Source organism: Anabaena sp. AL93 (assembly GCF_001672085.1).
GTDB lineage: Bacteria > Cyanobacteriota > Cyanobacteriia > Cyanobacteriales > Nostocaceae > Dolichospermum > Dolichospermum heterosporum.
The window spans coordinates 27,608-45,785 of record NZ_LJOU01000046.1 but is presented as its reverse complement, the minus strand read 5'-3'; the positions used below and the strand labels follow the sequence as shown (position 1 = coordinate 45,785).

Sequence of the window (18,178 nt, the reverse complement as noted above, 5' to 3'; positions counted from 1 at the left end):
GCGGGTTCTTTACGCCCGTGTCAGCACAAAAACCCAGTTGTTAGACCTTGACACACAAATAGAATTTTTAGGCAAAACTTACCCAGGATGTCGAGTCGTCAAGGATGTTGCTAGTGGCATGAACTGGAAGCGGAAAAACTTTCTTAAATTAATGACTCAAGTTGCCCAGAATCAAATCTCTGAAATTGTCGTGGGACATAAGGACAGGTTATGCAGATTTGGTTTTGAGTTCGTTGAGTGGTTTTGCAACCTTCACGGCTGCAAAATTGTTGTGGTGAACAATGCCAAGCTATCGCCGCGCGAAGAGTTGATGCAGGATTTTATGGCTATCATGCACTGCTTTTCCTCCAAACTTTACTTTCTTCGGGCTTACAAGAAAAAAATAGCCGAAGAGCAAAATATTCATGAAACAAATAGTAGTCAATATGAGTCAATGGGGGTATAATAGTAAAAGACGTAGCAAACCAAGTCCATGAAACTGGACTTTTTTATCATACAAAGAACAAGGTTCAAAGCCTCTCCCCGCAACGGGGAGAGGTTTACCAGAGGGGTTTCATATTTGGTTAAACTATGAACCGTTTGCAGTATAGAAAGTTTTGGTATCGAGGTCACACAAAAGTTTGTAACCAAATTATTGTGAAGGCTTATGATACTAAGATGGACGACAAAGGTGTGGTGTGGTTGCGTTTTGGAGGATTAACTCCATGTAAAACTCTCAAGTTACCAACGACTTTACCAATAAAGTGTCAGCTAAGGCTAATTAAGCGTAATAGCAGATGGGAAATACACTACACAACTGATATCCAAAAAGCTGGAAAAAAGACCGATGGTAAAATAATTGGATGTGATAGAGGTTACACCGAAGTTGATGCCACATCTTCTAGGGAACACCAAAAAATAAATTACCCAATTTTGTGGGATGGGCATCCTGCCCGTCCTTGATGGTTAGCGGGCAATTCGTCCCGCACCACAAGAAATTTTTGGGTATTTTTTAAATCGGTAGCATCTGTGTAAGCGATCGCTTATAATGTGTTTTAAATAAAGGTTGCATAAATTCATTGCCTGTAGCTAAGACACAACCACTTGTGAGTAATTACGGTAGAGCATCTTACTAAAAATAATTCAAGTATGGGAAAAGTTATTGGGATTGACTTAGGGACTACAAATAGTTGTGTCGCTGTTTTGGAAGCTGGGCAACCAAAAGTAATTGCCAACTCCGAAGGTGGACGTACTACCCCTAGTATCGTAGCCTTTGGTAAAGCTAACGATCGCCTAGTCGGACAACTAGCCAAGCGACAGGCTGTAACCAATGCCGAAAACACAGTCTACAGTATCAAGAGATTTATCGGTCGTCGTTGGGAAGACACAGAATTAGAGCGCGGTCGTGTCCCTTATAATTGTATCAAAGGCAGGGATAACACCGTTGATGTCCAAATTCGCGCCCAAAACTACACACCCCAAGAAATATCCGCTATGGTCTTGAAAAAACTCAAGCAAGACGCGGAAAATTTCCTGGGGGACGAAGTAACAAAAGCCATAATTACCGTACCAGCATATTTTACAGATGCTCAAAGACAAGCCACAAAAGATGCAGGTACTATTGCTGGGCTAGAAGTATTAAGAATTATCAACGAACCCACCGCCGCCGCCCTAGCCTTCGGTTTAGACAAACAAGATCAAGAACAATTAATCCTAGTATTTGACTTAGGCGGAGGCACATTTGACGTATCTATCCTCCAACTAGGAGATGGAGTTTTTGAAGTTAAAGCCACCTGTGGTAATAATCATCTCGGCGGAGACGACTTTGATAATGCCATTGTCTGCTGGATGGTGGAGCGATTCCTGGCAGAAGAGAAGATAGACATTACCCAAGACAAAATGGCACTCCAACGCCTGCGAGAAGCCGCGGAAAAAGCCAAAGTGGAACTATCCAGCCTGGTTGTTACCTCCATTAACCTGCCATTTATCACGGCTGATGCCAGCGGACCCAAACATCTGGAAATGGAACTCAGCCGGTCCCAATTTGAAGAACTCACAGGGAGTTTAATCGAGGGGACAATCGCCCCCATAATGCAAGCTCTCAAAGATGCAGAAGTCAAACCACAAAATATAGATAAGATTATTCTAGTCGGGGGTTCTACCCGCATTCCTGCCGTTCAAAACGCCCTGATTAAATTTTTCAATGGTAAAACCCCGGATCATTCCGTCAACCCTGATGAAGCCGTAGCCTTGGGTGCAGCTATCCAAGCTGGGGTTTTGGCAGGGGAATTAGACACCCTGTTACTTTTAGATGTCACACCTTTATCTTTAGGGATTGAAACACTAGGAGAAGTATTCACCAAAATTATTGACCGAAATACCACCATACCCACCAGCAAAGCTCAAATATTTTCTACAGCCGTTGATGGTCAAAACTCCGTAGAAGTTCATGTCCTCCAAGGAGAACGCGCTATGGCTAAAGATAACAAAAGTCTGGGCAAATTTCTCCTCAGTGGCATTCCCCCTGCGCCTCGCGGCGTTCCCCAAATTGAAGTCGCTTTTGAAATTGATGTGAATGGCATCCTCAAAGTTGCGGCGCAAGATAAAGGTACAGGTAGAGAACAGAGCATCCGCATTACAAGTACAGGCGGTTTAAGCAACAACGAAATTGAGCAAATGCGGAAACAAGCTGAATTATTCGCCGAGGAAGATCAAAGACGTAAAGAACTGGTAGCACTCAAAAACCAAGCTAATAATCTTTTGTTCACCTATAATTCAACATTACGGGATAATCCCGATTTGGTCAGTGAGCAATTGATGGCTGTGGCTAATCAGAAAGTTGAACAACTACAAGCCGCAATGAACAACTCCAATCTGTCCCCAGGGAAGTTTAAAACACTTTTAGAGGATTTCCAACAAACTATCTTTGCTATTGGTACAGATGTTTACAACCAGGCTAGTGAGGAACATTCTAAATCAGAAGATGTCACGCAAATCAATCTCACAGAAGAATATCATTCTTCCTTACCCAATACACAAATACCACAATTCAACGTTGATTTAGATGAAGAAAATAACTCACAAGTTGATTATGAGACCATAGACTAAGTAGGTTGGCATTGAAAATTGTCGTTATGGCAAGGCAAAAGGCAAGAGGCAAAAGGCAAGAGTGAAGAGGGTTTGGGCGATTTTACGCTTCTTTACACTTACACAGTTTGGTTTTATTGTGTTCACCTACTTAGTACCGCAAGGCGGAAGTCAAAAGTCAAAAGTCAAAAGTCAAAAGTCAAAAGTCAAAATGAAGACAGTATAGGCTTTTGGAGGATTTAGAATGGTTCATTCACTTACGCCACAGCGTACTAGAAATTTACCATGCCAAATATCTGCTTAACACAGCCATACCATATACCTAGCCAAAAGTATAGGTTGGGTTTTCCACATTTAATAGTACGGCTAGTACCTATAATCAATAGGTGGGTTTTCCACACTTCAATAGCACAATAATATAGCAGGAACGATTTAATGTAATTTGTCTTTACGAACGGCGGAAAAATCCCAGACAAAACCCAGGTCTAGGAAAAATAAGGACAGATTTACTCTTTTCCAGACGCTTAAGCAACCACTTTAAACATACCCTATGATCATTATTGTGGACACTAATGCCAAGAAAATAATAATTATTAACAAAAATTAAAAAAGAGCATGACTAACGCTAATCCCCGCTATTTGCACTCCTAAAAGTCTGTATTCTTGTTAAAGTGTTACCTTGAACCTATTAGCTAGTATTTTCTGTAATTCTGCTTCCTTCTAAATTTTAACCTTGCTATATGGCCCGAGACTATTATGAAACCCTGGGTGTCTCTCGTGACGCCGAGAAAGAAGAGATTAAACAGGCTTATCGCCGCCTAGCCCGAAAGTATCACCCAGATGTAAATAAAGAATCTGGGGCAGAGGAACGATTTAAGGAAATTAACCGCGCCTACGAAGTGCTATCTGAACCAGAAGTTCGCGCCCGTTATGACCGCTTTGGTGAAGCAGGTGTTTCTGGCGCGGCTGCGGCTGGTCCTGGTTTCCAGGATATGGGTGACATGGGTGGTTTTGCCGATATCTTTGAGAGCATTTTCAGCGGCTTTGCTCCAGGTGGACAACCCCAGCAAAGACGGCGGAGTGGACCAGTACGGGGCGATGATCTGCGCTTAGACCTGAAATTAGATTTTCGGGAAGCGGTATTTGGTGGAGAAAAGGAAATTCGGATTTCCCATTTAGAAACCTGTGAAGTTTGTACTGGTTCTGGCGCTAAATCAGGAACTCGCCCCCGGACTTGTAGCACCTGTAGCGGTTCAGGTCAAGTTAGACGGGTAACAAGAACTCCTTTTGGTAGCTTTACTCAAGTATCAACTTGTCCCACTTGTGATGGCACAGGAACAGTGGTGGAAGATAAGTGTAATGCTTGTGATGGTAAGGGCGCAAATCAGGTTACAAAGAAACTGAAAATTAATGTTCCCGCCGGTGTGGACAATGGCACAAGACTACGGATTTCCCAAGAAGGAGATGCGGGTCAACGGAATGGTCCTCCAGGTGATTTATACGTTTACTTGTTTGTCAATGAAGATGAAGAATTTCATCGTGAGGGCATTAATGTTAACTCGGAAATTAAAATTAGCTACTTACAAGCGATTTTAGGTTGCCGATTGGAGGTAAATACGGTAGATGGACCTGTGGAGTTAATTATTCCCTCTGGAACTCAACCGAATACAATCATGAAATTGGAAAATCGTGGTGTTCCCCGTCTGGGTAATCCTGTGAGTCGTGGTGATCATCTGTTGACGGTGTTAATTGATATTCCCACAAAGATCATCCCAGAGGAACGAGAACTACTGGAGAAGTTGGCTAAAATTAAGGGAGACAGAACTGGTAAGGGTGGTTTAGAAGGATTCTTAGGAGGCTTGTTTAAGTCATGATTGGGTCTTCTGTATTCACCCCTGATGCTCAACTCGATTTACGTGGTACTCCTTGCCCGATTAATTTTGTGCGGACAAAATTATTTCTGGAAAAGATGCCTCCTGGCGATTTGTTGGAAGTCTGGTTAGATCCGGGTGAACCGATAGAACAAGTTCCTGATAGTCTAACAATGGCTGGTTATCAAGTGGAACAAATTACAGATTGTACTGGCTATTTTTCCCTGGTTATCCGTCGTCCGGTTACTGTGGCATGACAGGGGAAAATATTTCTACTAAACAGTTATTGGGTACGGTGTTAGCTGTACAGGCGAATTTTTATCGAGTACAGATGGATGAAGTAGAAGGAGTCAGCACTTCGGCTTCGCTCAGTGAACAGTCAGGAGTTCAGGAGTTCAGGAGTTCAGAAATAATAGAAAGTTCTTCCTCCCCTTCTTCGCTGTCACCTGTTCCCTGTCACCTGTCACCTTCTTCCCCTTCTTCGCTGTCACCTGTTCCCTGTCACCTGTCACCTTCTTCCCCTATCCTCCTCTGTACAAGAAGAACGCGCTTAAAAAAGATTGGTCAACAGGTGATGGTGGGCGATCGCGTAATTGTGGAAGAACCAGATTGGGCGGGGGGACGAGGGGCTGTGGGTGAGGTTTTACCGCGTCATAGTCTATTGAATCGCCCAGCGATCGCTAATGTCAATCAAATTCTCCTGGTTTTTGCAGTTGCAGACCCGCCTTTAGAACCTATTCAATTGAGTAGATTTTTAATTAAGGCTGAATCTACAGGCGTTGATGTGCTGTTATGTTTGAATAAATGTGATTTAGTCTCTCTAGAAGAAAAACAGCAAATTAGCGATCGCTTACTGGCTTGGGGTTATCAACCTTTATTTATTAGCGTTCAAAATAGCATTAACATTGACCAAATAGCCACATATTTGCAGGATAAAATTACAGTGATTGCTGGTCCTTCTGGTGTGGGGAAATCCAGCTTGATTAATAGTTTGATTCCCGATATCAACCTGCGGGTGGGGGAAGTTTCCGGTAAATTAGCCCGTGGTCGCCATACTACCCGTCATGTAGAATTATTTGAAATGCCTACAGGTGGATTATTAGCAGATACTCCTGGTTTTAATCAGCCAGATTTAGATTGTAGTCCTGAAGAATTAATCCACTATTTCCCAGAGGCCAGAGAACGCCTAGCTGTTGCCCATTGTCGCTTTAGTGATTGTATACACAAAGATGAGCCAGACTGTGCTGTTAGTGGTGAGTGGGAACGATATCAGCATTATTTAGAATTTCTGGATGATGCTTTAGCCCATCAAAACCAGACTAACCAACAAGCTGACCCCGAATCAAGTCTGAAATTAATATCTAAAGGTAAAGGTCAAAGTCAGTACGAACCAAAACTAGAAAGTAAAAAATATCGCCGAATTGCTCGAAAAACCCAATTACAAGATTTACAGGAGTTATATCGAGAAAGTGAGGATTGATACTAAATAAATTTCAGATCCCCGACTTCTTGAAGAAGTCGGGGATATTGGGATCTTGAATGAACCGAATTTCCTAACATTCAAAATCCCACCCCTTCTTCCATCCTGTAAATCCTTAAATCCTGGACATCCTGATTCAGACAAAATAAAAAATCTGTGCTATAATGAATCCAGACACCAAAACCAGATTTTTGTAGAAAAATATTTTCCGCCTAACTGCGGTGGGTTAAAAAGGGAAAAGAAAAAAAGAGAAGAGAGCAAAAGAGCAAGAGTGTAAAGGGCTACTAAGTCCTCGCCGCACCACTACACACAAACCGAAAACCAATATCGTGGTCGTTGTTGTTGTAGTCGAGGGAGATGTAGAAGCGAGCAGCAGAACGGAAACATCCAGGACTGTCGTTCCACGAACCACCGCGCAGCAGCTTTGCGCTCCGGCTTGGACTTGTCAAAGCACTGCCATCTGTAGGCGCATTTATATAATTATCTTTATAGTCATCTTGACACCATTCCCAGACATTACCGTGCATATCGTACAAACCAAAAGAGTTAGGGGGAAAAGTTCCTACATCTGTAGTGTGCTGACGATATTTTCCTTTTGGTGCAGAAGCATAGGTATAATCACCATCATAATTTACCAAATCTGGAGTAATACTTTCACCAAAATAAAATGGTGTGGTAGTTCCGGCACGACAAGCATACTCCCATTCTGCTTCACTGGGTAATCTGTATTTTTTGCCTGTTTTTTGACTTAATTTTTCACAGAAAGCAACTGCATCATTCCAACTAACTCTTTCAACTGGGCAGTTATCGCCTTTGAAGTTGGAAGCGTTAGTTCCTATGATAGCTTGATACTGTGCCTGTGTCAATTCATATTTTCCCATGTAGAAACTGGGAACTGTAACTTGGTGTTGGGGACTTTCACTTGAGGATCTATTTTTTTCGCTTTTCGGTGAACCCATGATAAATGTTCCCCCTGGGATTTCCACCATGTCCAACGTCACACCATTTCCTAAGTCTTCTGTAAAGTATTTCGCGCTTGCGTTGCGTCGGTTGGTGATATTTCCCCGTGCGTCTGTGGTGACAACTTCAAAACTAAAGGTTTTAAGGTTATTGGAAGGTATTGGTGGTTGAGGTTTTGGTGGTTGAGGTTTTGGTGATTGTAAAGCTTTTTCTATTGCTGCTATTCTTTGCAAAATCTCATGGGAGTTTTGAGGACGATCTTTATATAAACGCTGCATCATATCATCTAATAAATCTGCCAACATAGATGATATTTGTGGTGCATGATTCCGCCAATTTAATGTTTCATTATAGGAATCATACATGATTGGATCAAGTGGTTCTTTACCTGTGAGTAAATAAACAAATGTCCGTCCTAAAGCAAAAAAATCAGATTGAGGTACAGCATTATGATTAATTTGTTCCGAGGGTGTGTAACCTGCGGAAATTATTCCTGTGACACCACCTTGTTGTTTAAATACTGTAGATGTTACCTTCCTCACAGTCCCAAAATCAATTAATACCAATTCGGCACTTTCAGACCGCAACATAATATTAGGTGGTTTAATATCTCGATGAAAGAAGTCTTTATTATGTACCTGTTCTAAAATAATAATTAGATCTTTTAGCCATTCTATAGCTGTAGTTTGGTTAATAGGACGCAAACCACGTTTTCGCATATATTTTTCTAAATCTTCTCCCACAACTTTTTCCATTACCAAACAATGAATTGGATTTTGGCTATTGTAGGGATAATATTCAAAATAAGCGTCTGATTCTACTTGAGGAATACCGGAATGATGGAGTTGACTTAAAACATCAGCTTCTTGTTTAAATAATTCTACGGCTTTAGGGTTGTTATTAATCAAGACTTTGAGAACTTTAGCCTGATTGGTTCTGACTTCGTTAATCTCATAAGTCACACCAAAGCCACCCCGTCCTAACTGACATTGTACCCGATAACGTTGTTGTAGCAAGACTTCCGAGCCACAGGCTTGACAAAAAAGGATATTATCGGGATTTTGTGGCTTTGGGCAGTTAGAATTGATGCACAGGCTCATAATCTTGGTAGTTAGGACGTTTATTTGATATTCTACCTTGATTTACTGAAAATCAGTAATTTAGGATTTATGCACTGTCAAAATTAATCATTTTATGTATTGAGGAAAAAAGGCTATTTCCGAATTTGATTGATGATTATATTGATCATGAACAGACAAATATGGGAAGCTTGCAAATACGCCAGGGAATGAATTCCCTGTCTCATAGCTCAAGTCCGTTAAAACGGACTAAGGAATTTCACAAGTAAGTGTAGACGCGGTTTATGAGCGCCCGTTGAACTTCCGCGAAGCGGCGCTAGACCAAAATATTTTTCTATTAAGTATTAGCCGAGGATTCATGACCAATGACCCATATCGTCTTAAAATATTCTTAATTTCCCCACACAGACTTTTTTGTCTGTAACCTCCAAATACCACACATAAAAAATATTATGGCTATAGGCTACGTCGCGCTTGTACTTCATGCACATCTGCCCTTCGTTCGTCACCCAGGAAGTGATTATGTGCTAGAAGAAGAATGGCTGTATGAAGCGATTACTGAAACTTACATTCCTTTATTAAAAGTATTTGAAGGCTTAAAACGAGATGGCGTTGATTTTAAACTCACCATGAGTATGACTCCGCCTTTGATTTCTATGCTTCGTGATCCTTTATTGCAAGAACGCTATGATGCTCACTTATCACAACTAGAAGAGCTTATAGAACTAGAATCTGAGCGCAATATTCATAATGGTCATCTGCGGTATTTAGCAGAACATTATGCAACTGAATTTAATCAAGCGCGGGAGTTATGGGAACGTTATCAGGGTGATTTAGTTACAGCATTTAAACAGTTCCAAGATAGTAATAACTTAGAAATTATTACCTGTGGTGCGACTCACGGCTACTTACCATTAATGAAAATGTATCCCCAAGCTGTATGGGCGCAAATTCAGGTAGCTTGTGAACATTACGAAGAAACTTTTGGCCAAGCCCCTAGAGGCATTTGGTTGCCAGAATGTGCCTATTATGAAGGTGTGGAGCGAATGCTGGCGGATGCTGGTTTACGTTATTTCCTCACTGATGGACATGGCATTTTATACGCCCGTCCCCGTCCTCGCTTCGGTAGTTATGCCCCGATTTTTACTGAACCCGGTGTAGCAGCTTTTGGTCGAGATCATGAATCTTCCCAGCAAGTATGGTCTTCTGAGGTGGGTTATCCTGGTGCAGCCGAATATCGGGAATTTTATAAAGATTTGGGTTGGGAAGCGGAATATGAATATATTAAGCCCTATATTATGCCCAATGGTCAGCGCAAAAATACAGGTATTAAGTATCATAAAATTACCGGACGGGGCTTAGGTCTTTCCGATAAAGCTCTATATGATCCTTATTGGGCAAAGGAAAAAGCGGCAGAACACGCTGCTAACTTCATGTATAATCGTGAGCAGCAAGCTGGGCATTTACACAATATCATGGGTCGGCCGCCAATTATTGTATCTCCCTATGATGCGGAGTTATTTGGTCATTGGTGGTATGAGGGTCCTTGGTTTATTGATTATCTGTTTCGGAAGTCATGGTATGACCAGAAAACCTATGAAATGACCCATTTAGCCGATTATTTACGGGCTAATCCTCAGCAACAAGTATGTCGTCCTGCTCAGTCGAGTTGGGGCTTTAAGGGTTTCCATGAATATTGGTTGAATGATACTAATGCTTGGGTTTATCCACATTTGCACAAAGCTGCGGAACGGATGATTGAAATTTCCCAAATTGAAGCTGAAGATGAATTACAGGAAAAAGCACTTAACCAAGCTGCGCGAGAGTTGTTATTAGCACAATCTTCTGACTGGGCGTTTATTATGCGGACAGGAACAATGGTTCCCTATGCAGTCAGAAGAACGCGATCGCATTTAATGCGTTTTAATAAGCTGTATGAAGATGTGAAAGTTGGTAAGGTTGATAGTGGTTGGTTGGAAAAAGTCGAATCAATGGATAATATTTTCCCCAATATTAACTATCGTGTTTACCGTCCAGCATTTTAATTAAGTAGTTCCCATATCCCCGACTTTTTGAAAAAGTCGGGGATCTAAACCCGCAGAATTCTGACTGGGGGTTATTTTTATATACATCTTGTCAAATTGCCACTAAATACTATCTGGGTAAATTACGGCTGTGGTAAGCATCAATAGCATAGACAGGTACGCGTTGGGCATAGTCCATATCTACACCAGTAATAGATTTAGCTAAAGCTGCAAACTTATCAGAAGCCCAGTTGCGTTCGTGAATGGGCTTGCTTTGTTCACCCATAAAGTAGGCTAGAGAACCGATAACAGAAACTGCTACCCAACCAACAACCAATAGAGAAATTAAAATAGTCATTCGAGAACCTCGTTTTTTACTTTTTGTAACCTTATGTAAATAAATATAACAGATTGTTAACAGAAGTTGCAAATTATTTTCTGGTGTGTATGCCCCTAAAATAGGTGAGGTATTCCTCACTGTAATTATTTTGTAATAAAACAAGGGGGAGTGGGGGAGTGGGGGAGTGGGGGAGTGGGGAATAAAAATTACAGTTACTCAACTTCCACTTCCACTTCCACTTCCACTTTTTCTTCTTTCTGACTCGGTGACTCGGTGAATCCTGCTCCCTGCTATAAACTAACCTAACTTAGCAATTTCACCTTCCATGAATTTAGCAATCTGACTAAGTTTTTCCGGTGAGTTGGTTTCCATGTACACTCTCACCAAAGGTTCTGTTCCAGAAGGACGCAGTAACACCCAGCTACCCTCTTCTAAATACAGTTTAATACCATCTTTCCTGCCCACCTCTTTCACCGCAATTCCTGCCACTTCTGAGGGCGGATTTTGGGTGTAGGAATCAATCACTGCGACTTTGTGATCTTCCGTGAGGTGTAAATCCAAGCGATTGTTATACAAAGGTCCATCAGCTTCGGCTATAGCTTCTTGTACCAACTGACTTAAAGGCTTACCTTCATAAGCGATCGCCTCAGCTACTAGCATATCTGCTAAAACCCCATCTTTTTCGGGAATATGCCCAATGATACTTAAACCACCGGATTCTTCTCCACCGATCAAAACGGCGGTTTCCCGCATTTTCTCACCAATGTATTTAAAACCTACCGCAGTTTCATAAATTTGCAAGCCATACTTAGCAGCAAAATTATCTAATAAATGCGTAGTTGCCACAGTCCTAACAATTGCACCGCTCTTACCCTTGTTTTTAATCAAATGCCGTGCTAGAACTAACAGCACTGTATTGGGAGTGAGGACATTACCTTGTTCATCAACAATACCAAAGCGATCGCTATCACCATCGGTAGCCAAACCCAAATCCGCATGATCAGCCCTCACGGCTGCCACCAACTCAACTAACTGTTCCCCTTTGGGTTCAGGCATACCACCGCCAAACAGCACATCCCGCCAATCGTGGAAACTTTCTAATTGACAACCACAGTGTTGCAAGACTTCATCTAAATATCCCCGTGAGGTAGAATAAAGGGCATCATATTTGACCTTTAAATTCGCACTTTTAATTTTTTCCACATCTAACAAGGTGTAGATAAAATTTAGATAATCGGGCTTCGGATCAAAAGTAGAAATTGAACCAGATGGGTTACTACCGGGTAACTCGTCCGATGCCGTTTCTATATTGGCCACAATAGTATCAGTAATTTCTGGAGTTGCAGGACCTGCATAATCGGGAATATATTTAATCCCACAATAGGGTGCAGGATTATGACTAGCAGTAAACATCAAAGCCCCTGCGGAATTGAGAAGACGCGCATTGTAGGCAATTACTGGCGTGGGACAATCCCGATCAGTAATTTTCACATTCCAGCCCAAATCCGCCAAAACTGCGGCAGATGTCCGGGCAAACTCGTCTGCTAAAAACCGCGTATCGTAGGCAATTAAAACAGGTTTGTCTTTACTATAGGCAGTTTCCAGATAACTAGCGATCGCTCTCGTTACTTTCCGTACATTAGGAAAAGTAAAATCATCGGCAATAATTCCGCGCCATCCATCAGTACCAAACTTTATCTTACCGGAATTGCTAGGGTTACTCATATTGCCACTCTCTCCCGTGCATTATTATTGCTATTTACTATTAGGAAACATCCAGCAAAGCTGTGGAACAGCCACTAAGCCGCAAGTATCCCCAAGGTAATTTCTCTCACTCTACATGAGCAATGTCAACCCCCGATAGACCCTTTGTTAGTTACCACCTTTGGTCTTTATTTGCCCCCAGCCGGGGACAGGAACATTGGCATTGCCAAATGAGAAGAGGATTTATCAAAGCGCGACAGCATGAACCCCAAGTCAAAGCCTTATTGGCAACAGCTACCCCACCCCAGCGCATTGGCATTCTTGCCCAAAAAGGTGTGTATGAGTTTCATCGTCATCTTCATTGGTTAACCCAGGTTGATGGTGTGGAAAAAGTGGCGAGGTTATTGAGATTGAGTCAAACCCATGAAACAGTTAAATATCGGGTATTACAAATTTTAAGAAAATATCAAAATGCCCCTTTATTATTAGGTAAGCGGATTCTAGAATTAACTTCAGGTGATGAAGGTTTTCCCAAGCCGATTGTGATTGAAAAACAAGATTACTGCTTTCGGTTATATGCCGCTATGGATTGTATATTTATTGAGTCTGATAGCACCTTACATATTTTAGATTTTAAAACAGGTAGATCGGCTTTTGACCACAGACAAGCATTAGTTTATTTACTTGCAGCCCGTTATCTTTATCCTGGTAAACCCGCAGTTGCATCTTTTTATAATTTGGAAGTTTGTAAAAAATCGGAATTAATTACTATTAGTAATAGTGAGTTTAAATCTTTAGAATCTGAGTTAGCAAATATTGCCCATCAACATCAAGAGGATTTACAACAATATGAAGCTAAAAATAGCAACTTTAGTCAAATATTTCCCCCAAATCCTGGAAACCATTGCCGTTTTTGTGCCTTTAGTTCTATCTGTGAATTCGCTGATTTAAAACTACCAAAATCTTATGTGATGCCAATTACAAAAGTTAGCGGTAAGCGTAAAGCTCAGTGGCTTTAGCCCTGAGATATAAGCGAGTTAAAAAGATCGGAGAATTTATCTTTTGCGTTCTCTAGTGTTATACTGTTCACAACAGGAACGGTAATCAACCTGTCTAAAAACCTAACTGCCTAACGGCAATATGGGTTCTATTCCATAGTTCTAGTTCCTGCCCAGGAATAGGTAAAATCTTCATGGGAGCTAGACGACACAGAATTTATTTAAACTCAATCAAAATTTGCAGTAATGCAACTACCTTGTCCGCTGAGGGGAAGTTAACGCTTGGGGAGAGAACCACCTCTGGCTTAAATACCGCAAGGGGTCTAAGTTAAGTGGACTCGTTGAACCAAGAATCTCAGTGGCTCTAGCCCTGAGAGTGTCAAAAAATCTCACCCTTCTCCAACATCTTCGTGAGTCGTATTTGGTGATTTAGAAAGTGAGATTGAGTAAGTTATCTTAATTTTGTTCGTTGGGCAATTCCTCACTCGCGCGTATTGTATTCATCTCATCACCTCCCTATCGGGTAGGTGAGAGGCTTCTACCGTTTAAACTAAATCATCAGTGGCTGATCTTGTAGCAACAAAACCCAACATTGACGACAAATATCTCACCACAAATATCTAAAATAATTCACAACCATAATTAACTGTACAAATCTTGCTGCATCATCAATCTCCGCCTCAATTATTGATGATTTTGTCAATCTAGCTGTCGGTGATTTGGAGAGTTATGCTACTGGAGAAAAAATTTCCATGCCAAATTAGAAAATAAACCTTAATTACGGGTATTATATGGTTGAGGCATTCCTCATGTTGATAGTCTAAAAGTCCACTTTTTAATTTTCGGAGCTATTCAATGTCAATTTACGTTGGTAATTTGTCCTATGAGGTCTCAGAAGAAGACCTCAAGCAGGCATTTTCAGAATATGGAACTGTGAAAAAAGCTCAACTGCCTACTGACCGAGAAACCGGACGCGCCAGGGGTTTCGGCTTTGTAGAAATGAGTTCAGACGCAGAAGAAGAAGCAGCCATTAATGCACTTGATGGTTCTGAATGGATGGGACGCAGCTTGAAGGTTAACAAAGCTAAACCCAAAGAAGATCGTGGTGGTGGTGGTGGACGAGGTGGATATGGTGGTGGTGGACGGAACCGTTACTAAGTTTTAACATCCACAATCAATCATAATTTTATCAAAACAGACACATATTGTGTCTTTTTTAAGTCCTATAGCGGATTTTATCTGAGTGCTGATATTGTAGTTAAGGAACAAGTCAACTTTTTAATTTTCGGAGTCATTCAATGTCAATTTACGTTGGTAATTTATCCTATGAGGTTACAGAAAATGACCTGAGTGGGGTTTTCGCAGAATATGGAACTGTTAAGAGAGTCCAACTACCTACTGATCGGGAGACTGGTCGGAAAAGAGGTTTTGCCTTTGTAGAAATGGGAACAGAGGCAGAAGAAACAGCCGCAATTGAAGCACTTGACGGTGCTGAATGGATGGGACGGGGCTTAAAAGTTAACAAAGCTAAACCCAAGGAAGATCGTGGTGGTGGTGGTGGACGTGGTGGATATGGTGGTGGTGGACGCGATCGCTACTAAATTTTGCCATTAGAACTCTAAGCATCATATTTTGAGGACAGAGAAAATCTCTGTCTTTTTTAATGTATACAAAAGCTTAAATTCATGCTATAGCGGTATGCAATTGAATCAGATACATCCTAGTCCCCTCCTCGCTTGCGGGGAGGGGGTTGGGGGTGGGGTTCTTGTATCTCACTCAACCGAGAACCGCTATATTGTACTAAGTAGGTGAACACAATAAAACCAAACTGTGTAAAGAAATGTAAAATCGCCTAAACCCTCTTCACTCTTGCCTCTTGCCTCTTGCCTCTTGCCTCTTGCCTTTTGCCTTGCCATAACGACAATTTTCACCGCCAACCTACTTATCTCTCAACTTTTCAAGAGATTTGTTTTTAACAAAATCTCTTAAAGAATGATAAGTCAATCCCACCAAAATTAATACTAAAAGCAATATTCAATTGTTCCAAAGTTCCCACTAACCAGCCAACAGTATCAGTGGTGGAAGATTCATAGTGATTAAACAAAATTGCAAATTTCCTTTCTAAATATGGTTTAACTTTTCCACAAATGAGGACAATTTTTAATAATAAGCCCATTGTCGGGACTGTTCCTTGATTACTAATTAAATCTAAGAAAACAAAGTGCTGTGGTGATGATTGGTTATTAACAACTAAAAAGTTTAATAAATTACTGCAAGTTCTTACCAATAACAAATCATTAATTTTTTGCTCATTGGCTTGAGGTAAAATATCTTGTAAATATTTATATAGTTTTTGGTTGAATTGTTTTTTTCCGTATTGCTTGTCCACAGAAGATATCAAATATTCATATAAATCATCTTTAAAATTACGAAAATTTTTCGCTTGTCCGCCATATTTTATGAACTGTTGGGCAGATTCATGATATGTATTCCCATGTTCAACTTTACCAATAAAATGTTTTAATGTGGTGTATAACTCACTGTCAGTTAACAATGTAGGATTATCTATAGGGCGTAAGATTCTATCGGCTTCGGCAGTTGAGGTGTTTTTCAACATCTGAATTCGCCGCACTTTATAAGTTACATATTGTGATAAATCAATTTCAAATTTTTTTTGTACCTGTGATTGAAAATGTCTAACAGTTTCTTTTTGTTCAATAGTAGAGTTGTCGTTCATTAAACAATGTTCATACAGATAAGGATAACGACGAATTAAGGTCATCAGTGGCTGATTATCTTGCCTCTTAGTTACAGGATGAGTCTCATTTACTACTTGAGTAAATCTCTGTAAAATTAAATACTGTTCGCTGCTGACAAACTGTTTGATTAATTCCCGTAAACGAGTGATTTCGCGGCAACGTAAATTGCTAATTTTATAAGTAGGAGGTATAGCATTAAATAAACTTATCAAATCGGCAATTGCACTATGTATCAGGGGGTTCATGTGCCAGTAGTTGATGAGAATATGGCAACACCGATTCAGGAAAAACTGAAATTCTTCAGATGCGTTCTTAGATGCGGTAATTTTGTCTAAAATTGAGATAATTTCTGGTTCAGGATAATTCGCTCTTTCAATAAATAATGCCCGGAATCTGTCCAATATTTGGTTGGGAGATTCTTTTCGCACTAAGTTTACTAAGTGTTGATAGATTAACTGTTCTTCATGGTAACAGTCATGATAATGGTGAGCATAGTCTAATTTTCGGTCAATTAGTTTCGCCGAATGTTCTTGGGGAACTGTTTTGTCTGAGTTAATATCAATTCTGTTTCTCACTTTTCATTACCTACAGCCTGGAATAAGTATATTTTTTATACGTTTTATTATAAATGGTAACAGTATAAACACGGTTTTAGAATTATTTTTTAATTTGTACAGGTTAGTCTAATGCTGCTGAGAACATTTTACCACATAACACAGGACTTCACTGAGAGCTAAACATGAGGCAGATATAAATTTTTACTACCTAATCTTAAATTTTTAATCAAGAAACATCAGTGACTATGATCACCAAAAAAGAGTAATCCTAAAATTTGGTATAAATTGGAGAATTTTGTGTAAGTAGGTTGGCGTTGAAAATTGTCGTTATGGCAAGGCAAAAGGCAAGAGGCAAGAGTGAAGAGGGTTTGGGCGATTTTACTTTTCTTTACACAGATTGGTTTTATTGTGTTCACCTACTTATATGAATGTAAAAACGCAAGTTACTACCCTCTTAAGTATATTATTACTCATCCTTTGGTGGAGTGCTAATTGCTAAATAGGCAACTTTGGCAGCGGCTTGTTCAGCGGCTTTAATAGAACGCCCTTTACCTTGTCCTAGCATTTTTTCATATAGCCAAACTTCAGCAAAGAAGCGTTCATGATTGTGGTGGGGTTGACTGATTTCTAAAACTCGATATTCTGGAAGAACCTTAAATTGTGCTTGAGTCCATTCTTGTAAGGCTGCTTTATAATTGAGTCTAGCAGGGTCAAGGCGGATTTCTGTGGTTAGTTGTTGGAAATGGGAATCTAACCAAGGACGAATCAGGTTAAGGTTGTTGGTACTCAGGTACAGCGCCCCTAGAACGGCTTCAAAGGAGTCTGCTAATCGTGATTCTTGACCAACATGATCAGCGGTGGCGCTACCGGCTACTAGTAAATATAATTCTAAACCATATTCTCTTGCTAGTTGGGAAAGAATGCGATCGCTCACCAAGACCGAACGAATAGCAGCAAAATCACCGACTGAACAATCAGCATAATGTTCCCATAATACTACGGCAGCCACTAGGCGTACCACTGCATCGCCAACAAATTCTAGCTGTTCATAATTGGCAGTATCAGAAACAGTGGGATGAGTGAGTGCTAAATCTAACAATTCCCATTTAATAGGTGCATTTAGTGACAAACCTAACTTTTGGACTAAACTTTCAAGCTGCCGTTGACGGCGGGGATAAACGCTGGACATTGAGTAAGTTGGGAAAAAAGGGATAATAACTATTAACTTAGCATTAAATTATAGGGTATAAATAAAAGTCTGTTTTTTGTGCAAAAACTTACTACATCAGCATTTTCATAACTTCAACTAGCTGCGGAATCTGGAATTAGCGGATGATACC

At 40.6% G+C, this 18,178-nt stretch carries 15 protein-coding genes; 10 read left to right on the top strand and 5 right to left on the bottom strand.

Annotated features, from left to right (window positions below; genetic code table 11):
- From AN486_RS13690 to rsgA, 6 genes are all read left to right on the top strand, one after another.
- A partial coding sequence (locus AN486_RS13690; RefSeq protein ID WP_290601077.1) for an IS607 family transposase occupies positions 1-445 on the top strand: 445 nt, incomplete at its 5' end.
- A 125-nt stretch (positions 446-570) separates the two neighbouring features.
- Positions 571-942 (top strand): hypothetical protein, encoded by a 372-nt coding sequence (locus AN486_RS13685; protein WP_233455403.1) that lies wholly within the window; start codon positions 571-573, stop codon positions 940-942.
- A 186-nt stretch (positions 943-1,128) separates the two neighbouring features.
- Positions 1,129-3,087, top strand: coding sequence for a molecular chaperone DnaK (gene dnaK, locus AN486_RS13680; protein WP_053539891.1), 1,959 nt, complete (start codon positions 1,129-1,131; stop codon positions 3,085-3,087).
- Between the two features lie 719 nt (positions 3,088-3,806).
- Complete coding sequence (gene dnaJ / locus AN486_RS13675) at positions 3,807-4,940, top strand: molecular chaperone DnaJ (RefSeq protein WP_039202901.1); 1,134 nt, start codon at positions 3,807-3,809, stop codon at positions 4,938-4,940.
- Positions 4,937-5,194, top strand: coding sequence for a sulfurtransferase TusA family protein (locus AN486_RS13670; RefSeq protein WP_027401832.1), 258 nt, complete (start codon positions 4,937-4,939; stop codon positions 5,192-5,194). The genes dnaJ and AN486_RS13670 overlap by 4 nt, the downstream gene beginning before the upstream one ends.
- Entirely contained in the window at positions 5,191-6,417 is a 1,227-nt protein-coding gene (gene rsgA / locus AN486_RS13665; protein WP_290601079.1) for a small ribosomal subunit biogenesis GTPase RsgA, read from the top strand. The genes AN486_RS13670 and rsgA overlap by 4 nt, the downstream gene beginning before the upstream one ends.
- Before the next feature lie 284 nt (positions 6,418-6,701).
- On the opposite strand, the gene AN486_RS13660 is transcribed toward rsgA, so the two are convergent.
- Positions 6,702-8,477 carry a bifunctional serine/threonine-protein kinase/formylglycine-generating enzyme family protein gene (locus tag AN486_RS13660; protein WP_290601073.1) on the bottom strand — a complete coding sequence of 592 codons (1,776 nt, stop codon included), beginning with the start codon at positions 8,475-8,477 and terminating at the stop codon, positions 6,702-6,704.
- A 431-nt stretch (positions 8,478-8,908) separates the two neighbouring features.
- On the opposite strand from AN486_RS13660, the gene AN486_RS13655 reads away from it, so the two are divergent.
- Positions 8,909-10,501 carry a glycoside hydrolase family 57 protein gene (locus AN486_RS13655; protein WP_168635426.1) on the top strand — a complete coding sequence of 531 codons (1,593 nt, stop codon included), beginning with the start codon at positions 8,909-8,911 and terminating at the stop codon, positions 10,499-10,501.
- Positions 10,502-10,610: 109 nt separating this feature from the next.
- Here the strand turns inward: AN486_RS13655 and AN486_RS13650 are convergent, their stop codons facing one another.
- Together AN486_RS13650 and AN486_RS13645 are read right to left on the bottom strand one after the other, a co-directional pair.
- Positions 10,611-10,838 carry a hypothetical protein gene (locus AN486_RS13650; protein ID WP_053541320.1) on the bottom strand — a complete coding sequence of 76 codons (228 nt, stop codon included), beginning with the start codon at positions 10,836-10,838 and terminating at the stop codon, positions 10,611-10,613.
- A gap of 279 nt (positions 10,839-11,117) precedes the next feature.
- A complete protein-coding gene (locus AN486_RS13645) occupies positions 11,118-12,545 on the bottom strand; it encodes a phosphoglucomutase/phosphomannomutase family protein (protein ID WP_053539887.1) in 1,428 nt (475 codons plus the stop codon).
- Between the two features lie 122 nt (positions 12,546-12,667).
- Here AN486_RS13645 and AN486_RS13640 point away from each other — a divergent pair, with 122 nt between their 5' ends.
- From AN486_RS13640 to AN486_RS13630, 3 genes are all read left to right on the top strand, one after another.
- The gene (locus tag AN486_RS13640) at positions 12,668-13,543 is read left to right on the top strand and encodes a PD-(D/E)XK nuclease family protein (RefSeq protein ID WP_168635428.1); all 876 of its coding nucleotides are present in this window, start codon (positions 12,668-12,670) and stop codon (positions 13,541-13,543) included.
- Between the two features lie 834 nt (positions 13,544-14,377).
- Positions 14,378-14,680, top strand: a complete 303-nt coding sequence (locus tag AN486_RS13635; protein ID WP_168635429.1) for an RNA-binding protein — start codon at positions 14,378-14,380, stop codon at positions 14,678-14,680.
- Positions 14,681-14,820: 140 nt separating this feature from the next.
- Positions 14,821-15,123, top strand: coding sequence for an RNA-binding protein RbpA (locus AN486_RS13630; protein ID WP_027401821.1), 303 nt, complete (start codon positions 14,821-14,823; stop codon positions 15,121-15,123).
- Between the two features lie 371 nt (positions 15,124-15,494).
- Here the strand turns inward: AN486_RS13630 and AN486_RS13625 are convergent, their stop codons facing one another.
- Both AN486_RS13625 and rnc read right to left on the bottom strand, forming a co-directional pair.
- Positions 15,495-16,856, bottom strand: coding sequence for a hypothetical protein (locus AN486_RS13625; protein WP_325064581.1), 1,362 nt, complete (start codon positions 16,854-16,856; stop codon positions 15,495-15,497).
- Positions 16,857-17,304: 448 nt separating this feature from the next.
- Complete coding sequence (rnc, locus tag AN486_RS13620; protein ID WP_053539882.1) at positions 17,305-18,027, bottom strand: ribonuclease III; 723 nt, start codon at positions 18,025-18,027, stop codon at positions 17,305-17,307.
- Between the last annotated feature and the right edge of the window lie 151 nt (positions 18,028-18,178).

What these genes read in the sequence shown, in the direction of transcription:
- AN486_RS13640 (WP_168635428.1), top strand. Translation starts at nt 12,668, where the DNA reads ATGTCAACCCCCGATAGACCCTTTGTTAGTTACCACCTTTGGTCTTTA.
- AN486_RS13670 (WP_027401832.1), top strand. Translation starts at nt 4,937, where the DNA reads ATGATTGGGTCTTCTGTATTCACCCCTGATGCTCAACTCGATTTACGT.
- AN486_RS13645 (WP_053539887.1), bottom strand. Translation starts at nt 12,545, where the DNA reads ATGAGTAACCCTAGCAATTCCGGTAAGATAAAGTTTGGTACTGATGGA.
- AN486_RS13635 (WP_168635429.1), top strand. Translation starts at nt 14,378, where the DNA reads ATGTCAATTTACGTTGGTAATTTGTCCTATGAGGTCTCAGAAGAAGAC.
- AN486_RS13630 (WP_027401821.1), top strand. Translation starts at nt 14,821, where the DNA reads ATGTCAATTTACGTTGGTAATTTATCCTATGAGGTTACAGAAAATGAC.
- AN486_RS13685 (WP_233455403.1), top strand. Translation starts at nt 571, where the DNA reads ATGAACCGTTTGCAGTATAGAAAGTTTTGGTATCGAGGTCACACAAAA.
- AN486_RS13660 (WP_290601073.1), bottom strand. Translation starts at nt 8,477, where the DNA reads ATGAGCCTGTGCATCAATTCTAACTGCCCAAAGCCACAAAATCCCGAT.
- rsgA (WP_290601079.1), top strand. Translation starts at nt 5,191, where the DNA reads ATGACAGGGGAAAATATTTCTACTAAACAGTTATTGGGTACGGTGTTA.
- dnaJ (WP_039202901.1), top strand. Translation starts at nt 3,807, where the DNA reads ATGGCCCGAGACTATTATGAAACCCTGGGTGTCTCTCGTGACGCCGAG.
- dnaK (WP_053539891.1), top strand. Translation starts at nt 1,129, where the DNA reads ATGGGAAAAGTTATTGGGATTGACTTAGGGACTACAAATAGTTGTGTC.
- AN486_RS13655 (WP_168635426.1), top strand. Translation starts at nt 8,909, where the DNA reads ATGGCTATAGGCTACGTCGCGCTTGTACTTCATGCACATCTGCCCTTC.
- rnc (WP_053539882.1), bottom strand. Translation starts at nt 18,027, where the DNA reads ATGTCCAGCGTTTATCCCCGCCGTCAACGGCAGCTTGAAAGTTTAGTC.
- AN486_RS13650 (WP_053541320.1), bottom strand. Translation starts at nt 10,838, where the DNA reads ATGACTATTTTAATTTCTCTATTGGTTGTTGGTTGGGTAGCAGTTTCT.